The sequence below is a fragment of the Mycobacterium colombiense genome, from assembly GCF_003284975.1.
In the GTDB taxonomy this organism is placed as follows: domain Bacteria; phylum Actinomycetota; class Actinomycetes; order Mycobacteriales; family Mycobacteriaceae; genus Mycobacterium; species Mycobacterium europaeum_A.
Map to the genome: position 1 here is coordinate 100,447 of NZ_QMEU01000007.1, position 19,445 is coordinate 119,891.

Here is a 19,445-nt window from a genome sequence, read left to right on the forward strand (position 1 = left end):
CGTACCGTGTATCGGGTGGCGAAGACGTTCGCCGGCGCGCGGCTCCGGCGATTACGCGAGGAGCAGGGGCTGACCCAGGTGGCGCTGGCGCGCACTCTGGGACTGTCGACCAGCTATGTCAATCAGCTGGAGAATGATCAGCGTCCGATCACCGTTGCGGTGCTGCTCATCCTCACCAAGCGGTTCGACCTACCGGCGCATTACTTCGCGCCGGAATCCGACGCCCGTTTGATCTCGGACCTGCGTGAGGTGCTGGCCGACACATCCGCCACGCCGGCGCAACTCCAGGAGCTGGTCGCCCGCATGCCGACGATCGGGCAGACACTGGTCAATCTGCACCGCCGGCTGCACGACACCACCGCCGATCTCGAAGCGCTACACAATCGCGCCAACCTCGACACGTCGGGGATTTCCCAGCAGCCCATGCCTTTCGAAGAGGTCCGCGACTTCTTCTACGACCGCAAGAACTACATCGGCGAACTGGACATGGCCGCCGAAGACCTGTTCAACGAGAACGACTTGCGCATCGGCGGTCTCGACGGCCAGCTGGCGCAGCTGCTTGCGGACAAGCTAGGCGTCACGGTGGTGGTCGACGACGGCCAGGCGTTGGATCCCAACTCCAAACGGCTGTTTGCGCCCGAATCGAAGACCCTGTACGTGGCGCGGTGGCTTCACCCCGGCCAGCGCGCCTTCCAGCTCGCCACCCAGATCGCACTGCTGACCCAGGACAGGTTGATCACCGGCATCATCGCCGGCGACCATCAGCTCAGCGACGATGCGCGCGGTGTCGCCCGCATCGGGCTGGCCAACTATTTCGCCGGCGCGCTGCTGCTGCCCTACCTGAGATTTCTCGATGTCGCCGAGGACGTCCGGTACGACATCGACCAGCTGGCAAGGCGATTCGAGGTCGGATTCGAAACGATCTGCCACCGGCTGTCCACTTTGCAGCGCCCCAACGCCCGCGGCGTTCCCTTCATCTTCGTCCGGACCGACAGCGCGGGAAACATCTCTAAACGCCAGTCCGCCACCGCATTTCACTTCTCCCGCGTTGGCGGCAACTGCCCGCTGTGGGTGGTGCACCGCGCGTTCTCCCGGCCCGGCCAGTTTCTGACGCAGGTCGCGCAGATGCCCGACGAGCGCACGTACTTCTGGATCGCCAGGACCACCACGACGGAGCCGAGCCGCTACCTCGGGCCGGACAAGAGCTTCGCCATCGGGCTGGGCTGCGACGTCGCCCACGCCGGCAAGCTCGTCTACTCCATCGGCATCGATCCGACCAACACCGAATCGATCGTGCCGATCGGCGCCGGCTGCAAGATCTGCGACCGGCCCGCCTGCCCGCAGCGCGCGTTCCCGTATCTTGGGCGCCCGGTGTATGTCGATCCGCACAGCAGCACAGATCTGCCATATCCGCCGGCGATTACGCCGTAGTTCCGTCAGCGACGAACCCGCCCCCCCGAGCAGTATGCGGTCGGCGACGCGGAGACGTCCACGGATCCGCGCACATTTGCTCTGCCGCCGGTTACAGTCGATCCGGAGTTTCCGGCTCCCTCGGTAGGAGGGTGAAGTTTGGGCCGCTGGATCGTGAGCAACCTGCCGGCGTGGCTGGTATTGCTGGGCCTTCTTGTCATCGTGGCGGGCGGAGCGGTAGTCGCCCAGATGATTCTGCGGCGCCGCTATCCCGCCCTCACCGCGGACGTACACAACGACGCCACCCGGTTCGCATTCGGCGTGATCTGCCTGGTTTACGCGTTCTTCGTCGGTTTCATGGCCTCCGGATTGTGGAGCCAGGTCAACAGCGAAGACGACCAGGTGCGGACCGAAGGCGCGGCCGCCGTGCAATTGGCCCGCGACAGCACGGTGTTCGACAAGGCCGACACCGATCGAATACGCCAGGCCTTGCTGGATTACGAACACGCAGCGTTAGCCGAGTGGCCGGTCGTCGCCAACGGGGGCGCGACGTCCCCCGAGGCCGACACCGCGCTACACCGCGTCTATCTCGCCTACCAACAGGCACAGCCGCGCACCGACATTCAAAAGGCTTTTCTGTCCACGTCTTTGGCGAATCTCGATCGGGCCAGTCAAGCGCGCACGGCCCGGGTCATCCAGACCCAGACCAACACCGGCCCGCCCTGGTCGATCTGGACCGTCATCCTGCTCACCGCCGGCATGGTCGTCGGGTGCTCGATCGTCTACGGCGTCAGGCAACCGCGGATGGACTACATCATGGTCGCGACCGTGGGGGTGCTGGTGGCGGCAGACCTGTTCCTCATATTGGAACTCGCGCATCCCTACATCGGTGAGGTCGCCACCTCGCCGCAGCCGTTGCGCAACGTCATCACGGCCTTGACGACGACACCCGCAACGTAGTGTTTCAAGCGGCCATGCTTCGAGTCGGGGGAGACCACGTGCCCAAGGTAGCGATTCTCGATGACTACGCCGGCGTCGCCTTAAGCGTTGCCGACTGGTCACCGGTGCAAAAGCTGGCCGACGTCACCGTTTTCGACCGCCACCTCGACGAGGACGAAGCGGCCGAGGTGCTACGACCCTTTGATGTGGTGTGCACCCTGCGGGAGCGGATGGCGTTTCCCCGGACCCTGATCGAGCGGCTGCCGAACCTCAAACTGATCACCATCGTCGGCAGGAGCCTGCCGAACCTGGACATGGCCGCGGCCGGCGAGCACGGGATCGCGGTGGCGCATTCGGACTTCGCGCATCCCCGGTTCAGGTCGATGCGTGACGCCACACCGGAACTCGCCTGGGGTCTGATGATCACCACGGTGCGCAATCTCGCCGAAGAGCATCGCAACATGCGTGCCGGCGGCTGGCAGCGCAGCGCGGGAGTCACCTTGTCCGGCAAAACCCTCGGACTGCTCGGCCTGGGCCGGGTCGGCGCTCAGATGGCCCACTACGCCGCGGCGTTCGGCATGGAAGTCCTTGCCTGGAGCCAAAATCTCACCGAGGAGACCGCCGCGAGCTTGGGTGCGCGCAGGGTCGAAAAGGCGGCGCTGTTCGAATCCTCGGACGTGGTTTCCATTCATCTCGTGCTCTCGGAGCGCACCCGAGGTCTGATCGGCGAGGCAGAGCTGGCGCTGATGAAGCCACACGCATACCTGATCAACACCTCCAGGGGCGCGATCGTGGACGAGCCCGCGCTGATCGACGCGTTGGAAGCGGGGCGCATCGCTGGGGCCGGCCTGGACGTCTACGACGCCGAGCCGCTGTCGAAAGACCACCGGTTGCGGCGGCTTTCGAACGTGACCCTGTCTCCGCACCTGGGCTACGTCACTCGCGAGATGCTGGGCGCCTTCTACTCCGACACCGTGGAATCGGTGGTGGCCTGGCTGGACGGCACGCCGATCCGGATCGCCGATCCTGAAGCGCGGCGCTGAGCCGTCTACCCGCGTTTCCAATGCGGACTTTTGACCGCCTCCAGGGCATCGGCGACGTAACTATCCAGTGGCCGCGGCTTCCCGGACCGTCGCACCCATTGCTGGAATGCGAAATCGGCTGCCGCGAAGGCGAGTTGGACCAACAGGCCGGGGCGCAAATCGGTGTCCGGATCGACGCCCATCCGCTCGGCGATGAGTTTGGTGGCCCGCTCCTTGTCGGCGGGCCGGTGCACCGTGACCTTGTCGAGCAGGTCGGGGACCACCAGCAGGGCTTCGCGCCATTCTTCGGTATCGGTCTGCTTGAACGAGCGGGTCCGCGTGACGATGGCATTGATCAGCGCGACATCGGGTGACTCGCCGGCGGGCCGGCCCTCGAGGAGATTGACGATTGCGGCCCCGCCGTACCGCACCGGTGCCAGGAGCAGCTCCTCCTTCGCCGGCACATGCCGGAAGAACGTGCGCGGGGAAACCCCGGCGGCCGTGGCGATTTCCTCGGTGGTCACCGCGTCGTACCCGCGCTCGACGAACAGGCGGAACGCCGCGCGCCGGATATCGGCCCGGATCTGTGCGCGCTGCCGGTCGCGGAGCGACTCGCCGTTCATCGGAAGCAGCCGATCCCGCCGTCGACGTGAATGGTCTGCCCGGTGATGAACGTGGCGTCATTGCCGAGTAGGAACGCCACCAGCGCACCCACGTCGGTGCGGACATCGCCGATGCGTTTCATCGGCACCCGCCCCACGGCCTTGGCGTACTCCTTGGGCGCGAACGACTTCCAGAACTTGACCCCGTCGGATTCGGCGAAGGGACAGATCACGTTGACGCGGATGTTGTCGCGACCCCATTCCAGGGCCGCCACCTTCGACAACCCGCGGATGCCTTCCTTGGCCGCGGCATAGCCGCCCCACTTCGGCTCACCGCCGGTGCCCGTGCCCGAACCGAGGTTCACGATCGACCCGCCGCCGGCTTGGACCATCAGGGGGTATACCGCCTGCATCAGCAGGAAGGTCGCGCGGGGGCCCACGTCGTAGCCGAGGGCCAGGTCTTCGGTGGTGATGTCGACGAACGCCTTGGGTTCGTTGGTCGCGATGGCGTTGTTGACCAGGCCGTGCACCGTGCCGAAGGCGTCGACCGCGGCGGCCGCGATCCGCGCCGCGCTCTGCGGGTCGCGCAGGTTCGCGACGAGTTGTTCGGCCGGTCCGATCGCCTCGAGCTCGGCGCAGGTCCTGTCCAGAACCTCTTCCTGGATGTCGACCAGCAGCACCTTCGCCCCGCGTTCCAGCAGCGCGGTCGCGACGCCCTTACCGACGCCCTGGGCGGCGCCGGTGACGATCGCGACGTGTCCGCGCATGGAATCGGGGTGGCTGTAGCTCATCGGACCGGTCCCATCCGCAGCTGCACACCACGATGCATTTCGTAGGTACTGCGCGCGCCGTCGGGGAGTTCGATGAACTCCACCGGCGTGCCGTCCGGGTCCTTGACGAAAAACATTCGCACACCGCCGATCTCGAACGGGGCTTGGTCGGGGGTGTACCCGGCATTGAGGACGCGGCGGTGGGTGTCGTCGAGATCGGTCACCGATAGCGAAACATTGTGGATGCCGGTGATGCCCCGGCGCGCGGGCTTGTGGTCGGGCGGATTTGCGCCGATCGACAGCAGCTCGATCATCAGTCCGCCCAGCAGCCCGCCGACCACCCGGCCTTCCTGCTTACGGGTCGCGTGCAGTACCGCGTCGAAAGGCTCGCCGGAAATGAGGGTTTCGAAGACGACCTCCATGCCGAGCACGTCGCGGTAGAACGCCAGCGCGCGGTCCATGTCGGTGACGCCGACGACGAGATGACAGAACGAGACGTCGCCGAGGACGCTCTTGTCGGTCATGGCTTTTCCGCGGCGAGTGCAGGGGCGGGGCGCCCGGCGAACAGCGGCAGGTCGAGGTAGGTCTTGATGCCCGGCCCGGCCGCGCAGACGTCGGGAATGGCGTTGATGCAGTGATTGGCGGTGACCACGACGCCCGGATTCTTCACCAGTCCTTCGGCGATCGTCTCCGGTTGCAGACCCTTGAAGGTGAGGTTCACGTCGGGATCGCCGGTGATCTCGACCTCGAAACGTTCGCCCCGTCCGCCGAAATTCCAGGCCGGTTCCAGATTTTCCTCGCCCATCAGCCAGTTGACAGCCGCGGTGATGACCGGTTCGCCGTCGACGAGCGCCTGCCAGCGGAACCGGCGCGCGGCCACGGTGCCCGTCGTGATAGGGAAAGGGTCATAGTCGATGTCGGCGGTCGCCACGGCGACGTCCTGGATCGTCCGGATGTTGGGATCGATGCGAAATCCCATGTGATCAGCGATCATTCGCACGGATTGTTTGAAGCCCGCTTCGAGCAGGCCGGCCATCGGCCCCTGGGTGGCTTCCTCGGGGGTGCCGCCGAATCCCATGATGTGGCGCACCACGTCCGGTGCGTTGTAGGTGCGGATGTCGGAGAACTCCTCGGCCCGCACGTGGGTCACCGCCGACGACAGCGAGGACACCATGAGCGGGAACCGCTCGGTGATGCCGCCCGGGTGGATGCCCGAACCATGCAGCGTCACACCGCTTTCCGACGCGGCCTCGGCGACGGCCCGGTGACGCTTGTTGGCCGGATCGGGATAGACCCACCCGACGGGTGTGACCACGTTCTTGCCCGAGCGCAGGATCGCGATCACTTCGTCGTCATTGGGTATCAGCGGGCTGTACATCACGCAGTCGGCGTCCAGCGCCAGTATCTCGTCGATGCTCGTGGTGGCGGTGACGCCGAGTTCACCGGTCCCGATGATCGTGCCGACGTCGACGCCGTCCTTGTCCGCGCTGTGCACCCAGCACCCCACCAACTCGAGCCGAGGGTGATTGATGACGCACGCGATCGCCGCCTTGCCGACGCCCCCGGTGGCCCACTGGATGACACGAAGCTTGGACGGGCTACTCATCACTGACCTCCCGGGCGGACGGTGCGCGGCCTTTGCACACCGACGAATGAAATGGCAGGCTATGACTCACTGACAGTGACTGTCAACTATCGACCGCATTGGGGAGAGGGTCTGTGATGAGCGTCCTCGAGGGCAAAATCGCGATCGTCACCGGCACCAGCCGCGGGGTGGGCGTAGGCATCGCGCATGAACTACTGCGCGCCGGCGCGACCGTGATCGGCTGCTCGCGCTCACCGCTGGACGCGATCCCCGGTATCGAACCGGACTGGGCGCACCGGGCCTCGCAAAAGGTGTGCGACCAGGGCGACTACAGCTCCATCGACGCGTTCGTCGCGGATGTCGTGGCCACCCACGGCCGGGTCGACATTCTGGTCAACAATGCTGGCGGCACCGTTCCGGCGCCCCACGCCGAGAGCATTCCCGAACTGGTGCAACGCATTCAGGGGGCGCCCGCCGCCGACGACGACTACGCGCGCACCGCGCTGTTTCACGGGTTCGCCGTGCAGATGAACCTCATCAGCCCGCTGTGGTTCGCGATCCGCGCCTATCGGCAGATGCAGAACCAGGACGGGGTGGGCTGCATCGTCAACATCTCCAGCGGCGCCGGCCATCCGGCCGGATCGCCAACGTTGGTCTCCTACGGGGCGGCCAAAAGCGGCCTCAATCACCTCACCCGGTCGCTGGCCGAAGAGTGGGGACCCACGGTGCGGGTCAATTGCATCGCCCTGGGGCCCACGATGACCGAGAACTTCCGGTCGTTCGTGCTGCCCAAGGAGGACCCCGATGGCGCAATGTATTTCGCCGCCGTCCCGTTGCGCCGGGCCGGCGAGCCCGCGGAGGTCGGACGGGTCTGCGTTTTCCTGGCCAGCGGTCAGGCCGACTTCGTCAATGGCACCACCATTGAATGCGACGGTGGCATGCTCCCCGGTGTGCTCTACGAGGCGGGACTGAAGACGATCACCGACCTGCTCTGACCGCATTCGACAGTCGGCCAGAACAAAACCAGCGCAAGGAGATTCACATGAGCGGTCTGGAGCCCACGTCCGAGCAGTTCGCCGCGCTCGCCGCGCGACCGAGCGATGCGCCGGTGGTGATGGTCAACCTGTTGAAGTTCAAACCCGAGGGCGGGCTGCAGAGCTACCTGCAATACGGCCAGAAAGTGGTTCCCCATCTCGAGCGGGTGGGCGCCACCCTGCGTTACGCCGGGGCAGCACCGTCGGTGGTCATCGGCGATGGCGAACACCCTTGGTGGGACGCGATTCTCATCGTCGAATATCCGACCCCGCGGGCCTTCATCGACATGGTGACGACCCAGGAGTATGCGAAGGTGCACGAGCATCGCGCCGCCGGCCTGGAGCGCGGGGACCTGATCGCGACCTCGACATGGTCGATGGTCTCCGAGTGATCTCACGCGTCCGATCGCGCTATGCCTTTCCGGATCAGGCCGAAATGGGTCTAATGGGTGGATGGAACTGATAAAGCCCACCGACGCGATCTTCCTGCTGGGAGAATCTCGCGAACATCCCATGCACGTCGGAGGCTTGCAGTTGTTCGAGCCCCCGCCGGGCGCCGGCCGCGGCTTCGTTGCCGACCTCTACAAGAGCCTGGCTGCGCAGCGGGATTTCCAGCCCACGTTTCGCAAACATCCCGCGAGCTTTATCGGCGGCATCGCCAACCTGGGTTGGTCCTACGACGACGACGTCGACATCGACTACCACCTCCGGCGTTCGGCGCTGCCGTCGCCGAAACGCGTCCGCGAATTGCTCGAGCTCACGTCGCGGTGGCATAGCAGCCTGCTGGACCGGCACCGCCCGTTGTGGGAGACGCACATCATCGAAGGTCTGAAGGACGGCCGGTTCGCTATCTACACCAAGGTCCACCACGCGTTGATCGACGGTGTATCCGCGCAGAAGCTGATGCAACGCGCGCTTTCGACCGACCCCGACGACCTCGACATCCGCGCCCCGTGGGGGCTGCGCAAGCCCAAGCGCAAACCCGCCCCGTCGTCTCCATTGCGCTCACTGGCCCGCACCGCGGGATCCCTTGCGGCACTGGCCCCCTCGACGCTCGGTCTGGCGCGTGCGGCGCTGCTCGAGCAGCAGCTGACGTTGCCCTTCGGGGCGCCGAAGACCATGTTGAACGTCAAGATCGGCGGCGCTCGCCGCTGCGCCGCGCAGTCCTGGTCGCTGGACCGCATCAAAGCCGTGAAGAAGGCCGCGGGGGTCACGGTGAACGACGTCGTGCTGGCGATGTGCTCGGGTGCCCTGCGTTACTACCTGCTCGAGCACGACGCGCTACCGGACACGCCGCTGATCGCGATGGTGCCGGTTAGCCTGCGCACCGAGGACGAGGCCGACGCCGGTGGCAATTTGGTCGGGGCCATTCTGTGCAACCTCGCCACCGACACCGACGACCCGGCGCAACGTCTGCTGACCATCAGCGAATCGATGCGCAGCAACAAGAAGGTGTTCTCGCAGTTGCCCCGGTTTCAGGCGCTGGCGCTGTCCGCCGTCAATACGTCGGCGCTGGCGTTGGCGGCGGTTCCGGGCTGGGTGACGTCGACGTCACCCCCTTTCAACATCATCATTTCGAATGTGCCGGGACCGACGCAGCCGATCTACTACGGGGGCGCCCGGCTCGACGGCAACTACCCGCTCTCCATTGCGCTGGACGGCCAAGCGCTGAACATCACGCTGGCCAACAACGCCGGGAATCTGGACTTCGGCCTGGTGGGATGCCGGCGCAGTGTGCCGCACCTGCAACGCCTGCTCGCGCATCTGGAGTCCTCCCTGAAGGACCTGGAACGCGCTGCGGGAGCATAAAATTCGATGGCCAAGCTGAGTGCCGGTGTGCTGTTGTTTCGGATCCGCGACGGCGCCGTCGAGGTCTTGCTCGCGCATCCGGGCGGACCGTTTTGGGCCCGCAAGGACGACGGCGCATGGTCGATCCCGAAAGGGGAGTACACCGACGGGGAGGAGCCCTGGGTGGCCGCGCAGCGCGAATTCACCGAGGAGCTGGGTCTGCCGGTGCCATCCGGACCGCGCATCGACCTCGGTCAGCTGAAACAGTCCGGCGGCAAGGTGGTGACCGCCTTCGCCGTCGGCAGCGACCTCGACATCACCGATGCGCGCAGCAACACTTTAGAACTGGAATGGCCGAAAGGATCGGGCAAGCTGCGCGAGTTCCCCGAGGTCGACCGCGTGGGATGGTTCGCGATGGCAACCGCGCGGACCAAACTCTTGAAGGGTCAGCACGGCTTTCTCGACCGGCTGATGGCCGACCCGGGCGTGGCCGGGCTTTCCGAAGGGACCTGACATGCAAACGCTGCGAACCCCCGACGACCGGTTCGACGGGCTGCCCGACTTCCCTTACGTACCAAGGTATTGCGAGGTGCCCGACGACGAAGGCGGCACACTGCGCGTGGCCTGGGTTCAGGACGGCCCGGATAACGCCGATCCGATTCTCATGCTGCACGGTGAACCGTCGTGGTCGTACCTGTACCGCAAGATGATTCCGATTCTGGCCGCCGCCGGCCATCGCGTGATCTGCCCCGACCTGGTGGGCTTCGGCCGCTCGGACAAGCCGATCCGCCGCGAAGACCACAGCTACGCGCGCCATGTCGAGTGGATGCGGGCGACGGCCTTCGATGTGCTCGACCTTCGCAACGTCACCCTGGTGGGTCAGGACTGGGGCGGGCTGATCGGATTGCGGCTCGCCGCAGAGCATCCGGAGCGTTTCGCTCGGGTGGTCGTCGCCAACACCGGGCTGCCCAACGGCGAGCAGCTCATGGCCGATGTTTGGTGGCGCTTCCGCGAAGCCATCACTTCGGCTCCGACGCTGGATGTCGGCGCCTTCGTCGCGGGCGGTTGTCGCACGCGGCTGAGCGAGCGGGAGCGGGCCGGCTATGACGCGCCGTTCCCCACCGATGACTACTGCGCGGGGCCGCGCGCCATGCCCGGCCTCGTGCCCACCTCACCGGACGATCCCGCCGCGGCGGCTAACAAGTCCGCGTGGGCCACGCTTTCGGCGAGCGCGACACCCATGCTGGTCGCGTTCAGCGACAGCGACCCGATCACCGGGCCGATGGCCGCGATCTTTCAGCGAGAGATGCGCGGCGCGCAGGGATTCGATCACCCGGTGATCCGGGGCGCCGGGCATTTCTTGCAGGAGGACGCCGGAGAGGAACTCGCCGGCCACATTGTGGAGTTCTTGCGCCGCTAAACGGGCGTTGCCCGGTGCCGGGCACAATGTCAGGATGACGACCCCGCCTACCGAGGCAACCAGACCCGACGAATTGTTGGTACGGCTGCTGGACCCGGCGGTCCGGGCCGATCCCTACCCGCTGTTCGCGCAGTTTCGCGAACGGGGAGCGTTCGCCTTCCCGGAGGGCAACCTCGCGGTGTTCGCGACCTACCGCGACTGCGACGACGCGTTGCGCCACCCGTCATCGAGCAACGACCGGCTCAAGTCGACCGCCGCCCGTGCACAGATCGAGGCGCAGACCCAGCAGCTGCTCGAGGCGGGTGCCGAGGCGCCGCCGCAGACCCCGCCGGGGTTCTTGTTCCTGGACCCGCCGGACCACACGCGGCTGCGCAAACTGGTCAGCAAGGCCTTCGCGCCGAAGGTGGTCAGCGCGCTGCAACCCGACATCAGCACGCTGATAGACGGCTTACTGGACCGGATCGCCGAAAAGGGGCGGTTCGAGGTTGTCGAGGACCTCGCCTACCCGCTGCCGGTGGCCGTCATCTGCCGATTGCTCGGCGTACCGCTCGAGGACGAACCGCAGTTCAGCCGGGTGTCCGCGCTGCTGGCCCAATCGCTGGACCCGTTCGTCGCCTTCACCGGAACGCCGTCGGACAACCTCAAGGAGCGGATGGACGCCGGAATGTGGTTGCGCGCCTACCTGCACGGCCTGATCGACCGGCGACGCTCGCGTCCCGGCGACGACCTGATGTCGGGTCTGATCGCCGTGGAAGAGTCGGGCGACCAGCTGACCGAGGAGGAGATCGTGTCCACCTGCGTCCTGTTGCTGGTCGCCGGCCACGAGACCACCGTGAACCTGATCGGCAACGCCGTTCTGGCGATGCTGCGCCAACCGCCGCAATGGATCGCCCTCGGCGCCGACGCCAACCGCGCCCCGGCGGTCATCGAGGAGACGCTGCGCTACGACCCGCCGGTGCAGATGATCGCCCGAACTGCGGCCGATGACATGACGATTGGGGACATCGAGGTGCCAGCCGGCGACATCATGATGCTGCTGACCGCCGCCGCCCAGCGCGACCCCGCCGAATACGACCGTCCCGACTTCTTCGACCCGGATCGAAAGGCCATGCGGCACTTAGGCTTCGGTCGTGGGGCACATTACTGCCTGGGCGCGCCGCTGGCCCGGCTGGAAGCCGGTGTGGCCCTGTCGGCGGTGACGGCGCGTTTCCCGAACGCCCGGTTGGACGGTGAGCCGCAGTACAAGACCAACGTCACGTTGCGCGGGCTGTCGCAGCTGATGGTGGCGGTCTAATCCCGCTCCCACGGCGGGCTTTCGTCCATCTTCTTGTAGTACTTCGCCAAGTGGCTCTTGATCCGATCGACATCGGCCGTGGGCACGTCGATACCGCCCCGCGCGCCGTCCATGATGGCGCCGGCCGCCATCACGCCGCGCGGCACGGCTTTGAGGTCGCCGTCGATGACGTCGGCGATCAGCAGCTTGTAGGCGGTGAAGTTGTCCTTTTTGTCGCCGTCGTACCAGACATGGGCGTTGCGGTACTTCTGGTTCGGAGCGTCCTGGGCATCGGCCCACTTACGCACCCGCTTCTCGGCTGCGTCGCCGTCCCACTTGCGGTCGCGATCGGCCAACGGCAGATCTTGAAAGGCTGTGACTGACATGGTGGGCGCGTGCCCGCTGTAGTCGGGGCTTAAACGGCCATAACCGGTTATCAAAGCGGTAACGTCGTGACGGGAGGCAACCATGAAGCGCAGCATCATTGGCGGAACGGCCGCCCTGCTGACGGCCGCAGGGCTGATTGCCTCGGCGCCGCCCGCCGGCGCCGGCTGCCAGTACGGGGGACCCGTTCTCAGCAAGTGCGACGGCCCCGTGCAGCCCGACGGCACCTGGCAACGTTGTGTCGCGGTCACCCGTCTGGTTCCCAATGGCGCCAGCTCGTACCTCGTGCCCGACAACCACTGCGGCCTCATGGGTCCCGGCCAGCAGCCGTCGGATTTCACCTTCGCCGATCCACCGATGCACATCGACTGAACCGGGAATGCGGTTTGGTCGGCCGTTTTTGTCGTACCCGGTTGCGATGATGGCGTCATGTCCCCGCCCGCGACTGCAGTCAGCGTCGAAGTGCGCCCCAAGGATCGTCTTGAGGTGTTGTTCGAGGAGTTGGCGGAGTTGACCGGTCAGCGCAATGCGATTGATGGGCGCATCGTGGAGATCGTCGCCGAGATCGATCGCGACGAGCTGTGCGGTATCACCGGGGCGCGGTCGGTGCCGGCGTTGGTGGCCTGGAAGACGGGCTGCTCGCCGGCCAACGCGCGCACGATCGCCACCATCGCACACCGGCTGGCCGAGTTCCCGCGCTGCGCCGGCGGCATGCGGCAGGGTCGGCTGTCGGCCGATCAGGTCGGGGTGATCGCCGCCCGGGCCGGTACAGGGTCCGATGAGCACTACGCGCAGTTGGCCGCGGTCGCGACGGTCAACCAGCTGCGCACCGCGGTCAGGCTGGAGCCGCGCCCCGCACCCGAGCCCCGGCCCGAGGAGCTGGAGCGTTCGTTCACCACGACCACCACCGAGGCGGGCAGCTGTTATCGGATCACCCTGCCACACCCCGAGGCGGCGAAGTTCGACGCCGCGGTGGCCTCGCATCGTGACGCACTGATCGCCGAATGGAAACACGATCACGACACCGGCGCGGGTGATCAGCGGCCGCCGGTGCCGGGCACGGTCGAGGCGTTTATGCGTCTGGTGGAGGCTGGGTGGGATGTCGAGGTGGCGCGGCGCCCGCACGGGCAGCACACCACCGTGGTGGTGCACCTCGACGTCGAGCAGCCCGCCGCGGCGCTGCATCGGGGTCCGCTGCTCTCCGATGCCGACCGCCAATATTTGAGCTGTGATGCCACCGGTGAAGTCTGGTTCGAACGCCACGGCGAGGTCATCGGCGCCGGGCGGGCCACCCGGCTGATCAACCGGCGGCTACGCCGCGCGCTCGAGCATCGCGACCGCACCTGTGTGGTGCCCGGCTGCGGCGCCACCCGCGGCCTGCACGCCCATCACCTGCGGCACTGGGAACACGGCGGGACCACCGAGTTGGCCAACCTGGTGCTGCTGTGCCCCTACCATCACCGGTCACACCATCGTGGTGTCCTCACCATCACCGGACCCGCACACGCACTCACCGTCACCGACACCACCGGCCGCCCATTGAGCCCGGGATCACTGGCACGCCCACCCACAAAACCCCCACCCGCAGTCCCGCCCTGCCCGGGACCGATCGGCGAGCGCGCCGACTGGTGGTGGTACACCCCCTTCCAACCCCAACCCCAACCACCACCACCAACCAACTAGCCCGGTTAGCGCGACGGGTCACCACCGGCAAGGCTCCGATGTGCTAAACCATTGGGGCATAGTGCTTTTCAAGGTGCCCAGCGCGGAAAGGTCTGCGCCAACCACAAGACGTAGTCGGCTCTGCCCTGGATATGCTGCACTGCAACGCTTTTCGATCGCTCCTGTGCTGATTCTGAAGCGTCGAATGCTCTTGCTAGAACAGGATCCGATGGAACTGCCGCAGCGATCAGCGCAGCATGGTCGCCACGATGCCGGCGAGATAGCCCAGCCGGGCGACCTCGGAGGGCCGGAATTCGGGGCCGGGACGGCCGAGCACCACCGCGGTGTGCGGGTCGCCCAGCGGGGCCGCGACCATCGTCATGTCCATGTCGCGCCACGCTTCGGGCACCCACTCGGCGCTGCTGTCCAGCGTGACGGCCCGCTCGATCGGCAGCCAGGGCGCCGAGTCCGCCTTGGTCTCCGGAGCACCGGGACTGCCGGCCAGGCGCTGCAGCTCGCCGTCCACGCTGCGCAACACCGTGCACCAACTGACGCGCAGCACCTTCGGCGCCTCGTTGGCGAGAACCTGCAGTCGTGCGGCCGTGCCGGCGGCCGCGGCGACGTGATCGAGCAGCTCCAGCTCGCGGTGCGCCTCCAGCAGCCCGGTGTGCGGGCGCACGCTGTCCACTCGGACGCCGGACAGGGACTCGGCGGCCGTGATCAGCCGGTCGGGCATGGCGCCCGGCGGCAGTTCGATCACCAGGTCGTCGGTCGCGTAGCCCGAGCTGCGCTCCACCACGTCAAGCGACAGGATGTCGGCGCCCACCGAACCGAGCGCCACGGCCAGCGACCCCAGGCTGCCTGGCCGGTCGACGAGCTCGATGCGCAACAGATAGGAAGGCACGGCCAACACTGTTGCACAGTGCGGCGCGCGTGGCATTTCCGCGCAACCCCTCGCGACCCGCGCTCACCGGCGACCGACCGCCCGGTGGCGCGGCGCTCAGTAGGATGGCGGCTGCGGCTACTTGACCTCTCCGCGCGATCAGCGAACGCGTCGGGCCGTACGCCGTCGACCAGCGCCGATGAGCGCCCACCGACCTAACTTCTGGAGTCCCTTGATGCATGTCGCCCTCTTCACCGACCTCCACCCCGACAGTCTCGGCGGGACCCAGGTATCGGTGGCCACTCAGCGCCGCGCGCTGGAGCAGTGCGGGCATCAGGTCACCGTCTTCACCGCGCCGATGGCCCACTCGGTCGATCGCGACCCCGGCGTGGTCGAACTCAAGCCCGTGCCGTTGATCGCCCCACTGATGCGACAACTGGGTCGCCACGACGACTTCGTCTTCGTGTGGCCGTCGAGAACCAATCGCGCGATCATCGACGCGGCGTTTCGCTCCCGGGCGCCCATCGACATCGTGCACACGCAGGGCGACCTCGGCGTCGCGATCGCGGGCGTGGCGGCCGCGCGCCGGCACGGCGTCCCGGTGGTGCAGACGAAGCACACGCGCTTCGACGTGTACTTCGAGCAAGCCACCGCCACGCCGCTGCCGCTGGCGCTGCTGTTCGCGCAGATGCAAAAGCGGCACATCTCGCCGGACTTCACCCTGACCCCGGCGAAGGAGACCGCGGCTTCGCGGCTGGCCTGGCGTCTGATGGTGGCCCACGCGCAGGCCGTCGACCACGAGATCACGCCGACGCGTCACTTCGCGCAGACGTTGGCCGGCCGCGGCGTCAGCAGGCCGATCTCGGCGATCTCTAACGGCGTCGATGACGACGTCATCGACCGGGCCCGGAAAGTCGACGTGGCCGCGCCGTCCGACGGTGCGCCGCTGCGGCTGATCTGGTGTGGGCGCCTGTCGTCGGAGAAGCGGGCCCTCGCCGCGCTCGAAGCCGTCGCGCGGGTCGACGGCTGCACGCTCGACGTCTACGGCGAAGGCCACCTCGAGCCGTCGATGCGCAAAAGGATCGACGCCGCCGGCCTCTCGCACCGGGTGCGCCTGCACGGCCGGGTCGACCGCGAGGACTGCCTGGTAGCGATGAAGTCGGGTGACGCCCTGCTGTTCACGTCCTACGACTTCGACACCCAAGGACTCGTCCTGCTGGAGGCGGTCGCGATGTCGCTGCCCGTCATATACTGCGATCCCGCGCTCGGGGAGACGGTGCCCGACGGCGGCGGCGTCCTGGCCGCCGACCCGTCGCCCGACGCGCTGGCGGCGGCGATCCAGGGCCTCGCCGAGGATCGCGATACGCTGCGCCGGATGACTCGGGTGGTCACCGAGCACCGCGACGCCGGCCGGCAGTCGCTGCAGACCCAGAAGATCATCGCCATCTACAACAGCTTGCTCGACAGGGTGCCTGCGTGAGCGCGGCGGCTCGATGACCGGGCCGTCACCGGCGAGCGTGCGGCCTGCCGCACCCCGGGCGTCGAGCGGGCGGCCAGCTTCACTTTCGCGGGCCCGACCCCGATAGGCTTTCGGATCGTGTCCCAGATCTCCCGCGACGAGGTAGCGCACCTGGCCCGGCTGTCCCGGCTGGCGCTGACCGACGGCGAGCTCGACAGCTTCGCCGGCCAGCTCGACGCCATCTTGACCCACGTCAGCCAGGTTCAGGCGGTGGACGTCACCGGCGTCGAGGCGACCGACAACCCGCTCAAGGACGTCAACGTCACCCGCCCCGACCAGCCGGCACCCTGCCTCACGCAGGCCGAGGCGCTGGCCGAGGCGCCCGAAGCCGTCGACGGCCGCTTCGGCGTCCCGCAGATCCTGGGGGACGCCGAGTGAACGAGATCGTCCGGTCCGACGCCGCCACCCTGGCCGCCCGGATCGCCGCCAAAGAGGTGTCCTCGGTCGAGGTCACCCAGGCGTGCCTGGACCAGATCGCCGCGACCGACGACCGTTACCACGCCTTCCTGCACGTGGCGGCCGACGAGGCGCTGGCGGCGGCGGCCGTCGTCGACGAGGCGGTGGCCGCCGGGGCGCGGCTGCCGTCCCCGCTGGCCGGGGTCCCGTTGGCGCTCAAGGACGTCTTCACCACCGTCGACATGCCCACCACCTGTGGGTCCAAGATCCTCGAGGGCTGGCGTTCCCCCTACGACGCCACTCTCACCTCGCGGCTGCGCGCCGCGGGCATCCCGATCCTGGGCAAGACCAACATGGACGAGTTCGCCATGGGCAGCTCGACCGAGAACTCCGCCTACGGTCCCACCCGCAACCCATGGGACGTCGACCGGGTGCCCGGTGGCTCCGGCGGCGGCAGCGCGGCGGCGTTGGCCGCGTTCCAGGCCCCGCTGGCGATCGGATCCGACACCGGCGGCTCCATCCGGCAGCCCGCCGCGCTCACCGCAACGGTGGGAGTCAAGCCGACCTACGGCACGGTGTCGCGCTACGGTCTGGTGGCGTGCGCGTCGTCGCTGGATCAGGGCGGCCCGTGCGCACGCACGGTGCTCGACACCGCGCTGCTGCATCAGGTGATCGCCGGCCATGACCCCCGCGACTCCACGTCGGTGGACGCGCCGGTGCCCGACGTCGTGGGCGCCGCTCGGGCCGGCGCGACCGGTGATCTCCAGGGCGTGCGCGTCGGAGTGGTCAAACAGTTACGCGGCGAGGGTTATCAGCCCGGGGTGCTCAGCGCGTTCGAGGCCGCCGTCGAGCAGCTGACCGCCCTGGGCGCCGACGTGAGCGAGGTCGACTGCCCGCACTTCGAGTACGCGCTGGCCGCCTACTACCTGATCCTGCCGTCGGAGGTGTCGAGCAACCTGGCCCGCTTCGACGCGATGCGCTACGGGCTGCGGGTCGGCGACGACGGCAGCCACAGCGCCGAGGAGGTGATGGCGTTGACGCGGGCCGCCGGTTTCGGGCCGGAGGTCAAGCGGCGCATCATGATCGGCACGTACGCTCTGTCGGCCGGCTACTACGACGCGTATTACAACCAGGCGCAGAAGGTGCGCACGCTGATCGCCCGCGACCTGGACGAGGCCTATCGCTCGGTGGACGTGGTGGTGTCACCCGCGACCCCGACCACTGCGTTCCGGTTGGGGGAGAAGGTCGACGACCCGCTGGCGATGTATCTGTTCGACCTGTGCACGCTGCCGCTGAATCTGGCGGGGCACTGCGGCATGTCGGTGCCGGCCGGTCTGTCGCCGGACGACGACCTGCCCGTCGGGCTGCAGATCATGGCGCCGGCGCTGGCCGACGACCGGCTCTACCGGGTCGGCGCCGCCTACGAGGCGGCCCGCGGGCCGTTGCCCTCGGCGCCCACCGTCTAGTGAGCCGTCGCGGCTAATCGCGCCATAACGCCGCAGTCCCAGGCAAGATGAAACCATGCGGATCGGAGTGCTCACCGGAGGCGGCGACTGCCCCGGGCTCAACGCGGTCATCCGGGCGGTGGTGCGAACCTGCGACGCCCGGTACGGCTCGTCGGTGGTCGGATTCCAGGACGGCTGGCGCGGATTGCTGGAGAATCGCCGCATCCAGCTGCAGAACGACGATCGCAACGACCGTCTGCTGGCCAAGGGCGGAACCATGCTGGGCACCGCGCGCGTGCACCCCGACAAACTTCGGGCGGGACTGAACCAGATCAAGCAGACCCTGGACGACAACGGAATCGACGTCCTGATCCCCATCGGCGGGGAGGGCACGCTGACCGCCGCGCACTGGCTCTCGGAGGAGAACGTGCCCGTGGTCGGTGTCCCCAAGACCATCGACAACGACATCGATTGCACCGACGTGACTTTCGGCCACGACACCGCGCTGACCGTAGCCACCGACGCCATCGACCGGTTGCACAGCACCGCCGAATCGCACCAGCGGGTGATGCTGGTCGAGGTGATGGGCCGCCACGCCGGCTGGATCGCGCTGAACGCAGGTCTGGCTTCGGGCGCACACATGACCCTGATCCCCGAGCAGCCCTTCGACGTCGAAGAGGTCTGCCGGCTGGTGAAAAGGCGCTTCCAGCGCGGAGATTCGCACTTCATCTGCGTGGTCGCCGAGGGAGCAAAGCCCATTCCCGGTTCGATTGCGTTGCGGGAAGGCGGGATTGACGAATTCGGCCACGAGAAGTTCACTGGCGTGGCCGCCCAGCTCGGCGCCGAGGTCGAGAAGCGGATCAACAAGGACGTCCGGGTGACAGTGCTCGGTCACGTCCAGCGGGGCGGCACCCCGACGGCTTACGACCGGGTGTTGGCCACCCGGTTCGGGGTGAATGCGGCCGACGCCGCGCACGCCGGGGAATACGGCCAGATGGTGTCGCTGCGCGGGCAGGATATCGGCCGCGTTCCGTTGGCCGACGCGGTGCGTCAGCTCAAGCTGGTCCCCGATAGCCGCTACGACGACGCCGCCGCGTTCTTCGGATAGACGTGCCCACAGGACGAACATCCGGTGTATCTGAGTGAACCGCGGCCTGAATTCCCCCGCTAACGATCCGGGTGGTTCGCGATCGCCGCGATTTGGTGGTTTCCGGAACGGTCTTCAGGGGTTATACCGGGTGTATGAGCCACCGCGGCGCGATTCGCGGAGTCGTTCAGCAATCCGCAGCAGCGGGGGGACCACCGGTTCCGCC

At 67.5% G+C, this 19,445-nt stretch carries 21 protein-coding genes; 15 read left to right on the forward strand and 6 right to left on the reverse strand.

The window, feature by feature from the left end:
* Window positions 1–6: 6 nt before the first annotated feature.
* The 3 genes from DQP58_RS04950 (at window position 7) to DQP58_RS04960 (ending at window position 3,392) form a co-directional block, all read left to right on the forward strand.
* Window positions 7–1,431, forward strand: coding sequence for a short-chain fatty acyl-CoA regulator family protein (locus tag DQP58_RS04950; protein WP_112707374.1), 1,425 nt, complete (start codon window positions 7–9; stop codon window positions 1,429–1,431).
* Between the two features lie 138 nt (window positions 1,432–1,569).
* On the forward strand, window positions 1,570–2,370 hold the full coding sequence (locus DQP58_RS04955; RefSeq protein ID WP_240629564.1) for a DUF4239 domain-containing protein: 801 nt from the start codon (window positions 1,570–1,572) through the stop codon (window positions 2,368–2,370).
* Window positions 2,371–2,408: 38 nt separating this feature from the next.
* Window positions 2,409–3,392, forward strand: coding sequence for a D-2-hydroxyacid dehydrogenase family protein (locus DQP58_RS04960; RefSeq protein ID WP_112707403.1), 984 nt, complete (start codon window positions 2,409–2,411; stop codon window positions 3,390–3,392).
* 5 nt (window positions 3,393–3,397) lie between these two features.
* Here the strand turns inward: DQP58_RS04960 and DQP58_RS04965 are convergent, their stop codons facing one another.
* From DQP58_RS04965 to DQP58_RS04980, 4 genes are read right to left on the reverse strand one after another with little or no spacing between them, the layout of a single operon-like run.
* The gene (locus DQP58_RS04965) at window positions 3,398–3,994 is read right to left on the reverse strand and encodes a TetR/AcrR family transcriptional regulator (protein ID WP_112707375.1); all 597 of its coding nucleotides are present in this window, start codon (window positions 3,992–3,994) and stop codon (window positions 3,398–3,400) included.
* On the reverse strand, window positions 3,991–4,764 hold the full coding sequence (locus DQP58_RS04970; protein WP_112707376.1) for an SDR family NAD(P)-dependent oxidoreductase: 774 nt from the start codon (window positions 4,762–4,764) through the stop codon (window positions 3,991–3,993). Before DQP58_RS04970 ends, DQP58_RS04965 begins: the two co-directional genes overlap by 4 nt.
* Window positions 4,761–5,267, reverse strand: coding sequence for a VOC family protein (locus DQP58_RS04975; RefSeq protein ID WP_112707377.1), 507 nt, complete (start codon window positions 5,265–5,267; stop codon window positions 4,761–4,763). The genes DQP58_RS04970 and DQP58_RS04975 overlap by 4 nt, the downstream gene beginning before the upstream one ends.
* Window positions 5,264–6,349 (reverse strand): NAD(P)H-dependent amine dehydrogenase family protein, encoded by a 1,086-nt coding sequence (locus tag DQP58_RS04980; protein WP_112707378.1) that lies wholly within the window; start codon window positions 6,347–6,349, stop codon window positions 5,264–5,266. Before DQP58_RS04980 ends, DQP58_RS04975 begins: the two co-directional genes overlap by 4 nt.
* Before the next feature lie 116 nt (window positions 6,350–6,465).
* Between DQP58_RS04980 and DQP58_RS04985 the strand changes: the two genes are divergently transcribed.
* The 6 genes from DQP58_RS04985 (at window position 6,466) to DQP58_RS05010 (ending at window position 11,864) form a co-directional block, all read left to right on the forward strand.
* Entirely contained in the window at window positions 6,466–7,323 is an 858-nt protein-coding gene (locus tag DQP58_RS04985) for an SDR family oxidoreductase (protein WP_112707379.1), read from the forward strand.
* Between the two features lie 47 nt (window positions 7,324–7,370).
* Window positions 7,371–7,754 carry a DUF1330 domain-containing protein gene (locus tag DQP58_RS04990; RefSeq protein ID WP_112707380.1) on the forward strand — a complete coding sequence of 128 codons (384 nt, stop codon included), beginning with the start codon at window positions 7,371–7,373 and terminating at the stop codon, window positions 7,752–7,754.
* 61 nt (window positions 7,755–7,815) lie between these two features.
* Window positions 7,816–9,171 carry a WS/DGAT/MGAT family O-acyltransferase gene (locus DQP58_RS04995; RefSeq protein WP_112707381.1) on the forward strand — a complete coding sequence of 452 codons (1,356 nt, stop codon included), beginning with the start codon at window positions 7,816–7,818 and terminating at the stop codon, window positions 9,169–9,171.
* A 6-nt stretch (window positions 9,172–9,177) separates the two neighbouring features.
* Window positions 9,178–9,663, forward strand: coding sequence for an NUDIX domain-containing protein (locus tag DQP58_RS05000; RefSeq protein WP_112707382.1), 486 nt, complete (start codon window positions 9,178–9,180; stop codon window positions 9,661–9,663).
* A 1-nt stretch (window position 9,664) separates the two neighbouring features.
* Window positions 9,665–10,570: a haloalkane dehalogenase gene (locus DQP58_RS05005; protein ID WP_112707383.1), complete on the forward strand. Its 906-nt coding sequence runs from the start codon at window positions 9,665–9,667 to the stop codon at window positions 10,568–10,570.
* Window positions 10,571–10,604: 34 nt separating this feature from the next.
* Window positions 10,605–11,864 (forward strand): cytochrome P450, encoded by a 1,260-nt coding sequence (locus DQP58_RS05010; RefSeq protein ID WP_112707384.1) that lies wholly within the window; start codon window positions 10,605–10,607, stop codon window positions 11,862–11,864.
* Here DQP58_RS05010 and DQP58_RS05015 read toward each other — a convergent pair.
* Complete coding sequence (locus DQP58_RS05015) at window positions 11,861–12,229, reverse strand: hypothetical protein (protein ID WP_112707385.1); 369 nt, start codon at window positions 12,227–12,229, stop codon at window positions 11,861–11,863. The two genes, DQP58_RS05010 and DQP58_RS05015, sit on opposite strands and share 4 nt — an antisense overlap.
* A gap of 82 nt (window positions 12,230–12,311) precedes the next feature.
* On the opposite strand from DQP58_RS05015, the gene DQP58_RS05020 reads away from it, so the two are divergent.
* The gene (locus DQP58_RS05020) at window positions 12,312–12,599 is read left to right on the forward strand and encodes a CDGP domain-containing protein (protein WP_112707386.1); all 288 of its coding nucleotides are present in this window, start codon (window positions 12,312–12,314) and stop codon (window positions 12,597–12,599) included.
* Between the two features lie 57 nt (window positions 12,600–12,656).
* The gene (locus tag DQP58_RS05025) at window positions 12,657–13,910 is read left to right on the forward strand and encodes an HNH endonuclease signature motif containing protein (protein ID WP_112707387.1); all 1,254 of its coding nucleotides are present in this window, start codon (window positions 12,657–12,659) and stop codon (window positions 13,908–13,910) included.
* Window positions 13,911–14,136: 226 nt separating this feature from the next.
* Here the strand turns inward: DQP58_RS05025 and DQP58_RS05030 are convergent, their stop codons facing one another.
* Entirely contained in the window at window positions 14,137–14,793 is a 657-nt protein-coding gene (locus tag DQP58_RS05030) for an amino acid-binding protein (protein ID WP_112707404.1), read from the reverse strand.
* A 214-nt stretch (window positions 14,794–15,007) separates the two neighbouring features.
* On the opposite strand from DQP58_RS05030, the gene DQP58_RS05035 reads away from it, so the two are divergent.
* The 4 genes from DQP58_RS05035 (at window position 15,008) to DQP58_RS05050 (ending at window position 19,240) form a co-directional block, all read left to right on the forward strand.
* Window positions 15,008–16,252, forward strand: a complete 1,245-nt coding sequence (locus tag DQP58_RS05035; protein WP_112707388.1) for a glycosyltransferase — start codon at window positions 15,008–15,010, stop codon at window positions 16,250–16,252.
* A 117-nt stretch (window positions 16,253–16,369) separates the two neighbouring features.
* A complete protein-coding gene (gene gatC / locus DQP58_RS05040; protein WP_112707389.1) occupies window positions 16,370–16,669 on the forward strand; it encodes an Asp-tRNA(Asn)/Glu-tRNA(Gln) amidotransferase subunit GatC in 300 nt (99 codons plus the stop codon).
* Window positions 16,666–18,153 carry an Asp-tRNA(Asn)/Glu-tRNA(Gln) amidotransferase subunit GatA gene (gene gatA, locus DQP58_RS05045; RefSeq protein ID WP_112707390.1) on the forward strand — a complete coding sequence of 496 codons (1,488 nt, stop codon included), beginning with the start codon at window positions 16,666–16,668 and terminating at the stop codon, window positions 18,151–18,153. Before gatC ends, gatA begins: the two co-directional genes overlap by 4 nt.
* Before the next feature lie 55 nt (window positions 18,154–18,208).
* The gene (locus DQP58_RS05050) at window positions 18,209–19,240 is read left to right on the forward strand and encodes an ATP-dependent 6-phosphofructokinase (RefSeq protein ID WP_112707391.1); all 1,032 of its coding nucleotides are present in this window, start codon (window positions 18,209–18,211) and stop codon (window positions 19,238–19,240) included.
* Window positions 19,241–19,445: the final 205 nt, after the last annotated feature.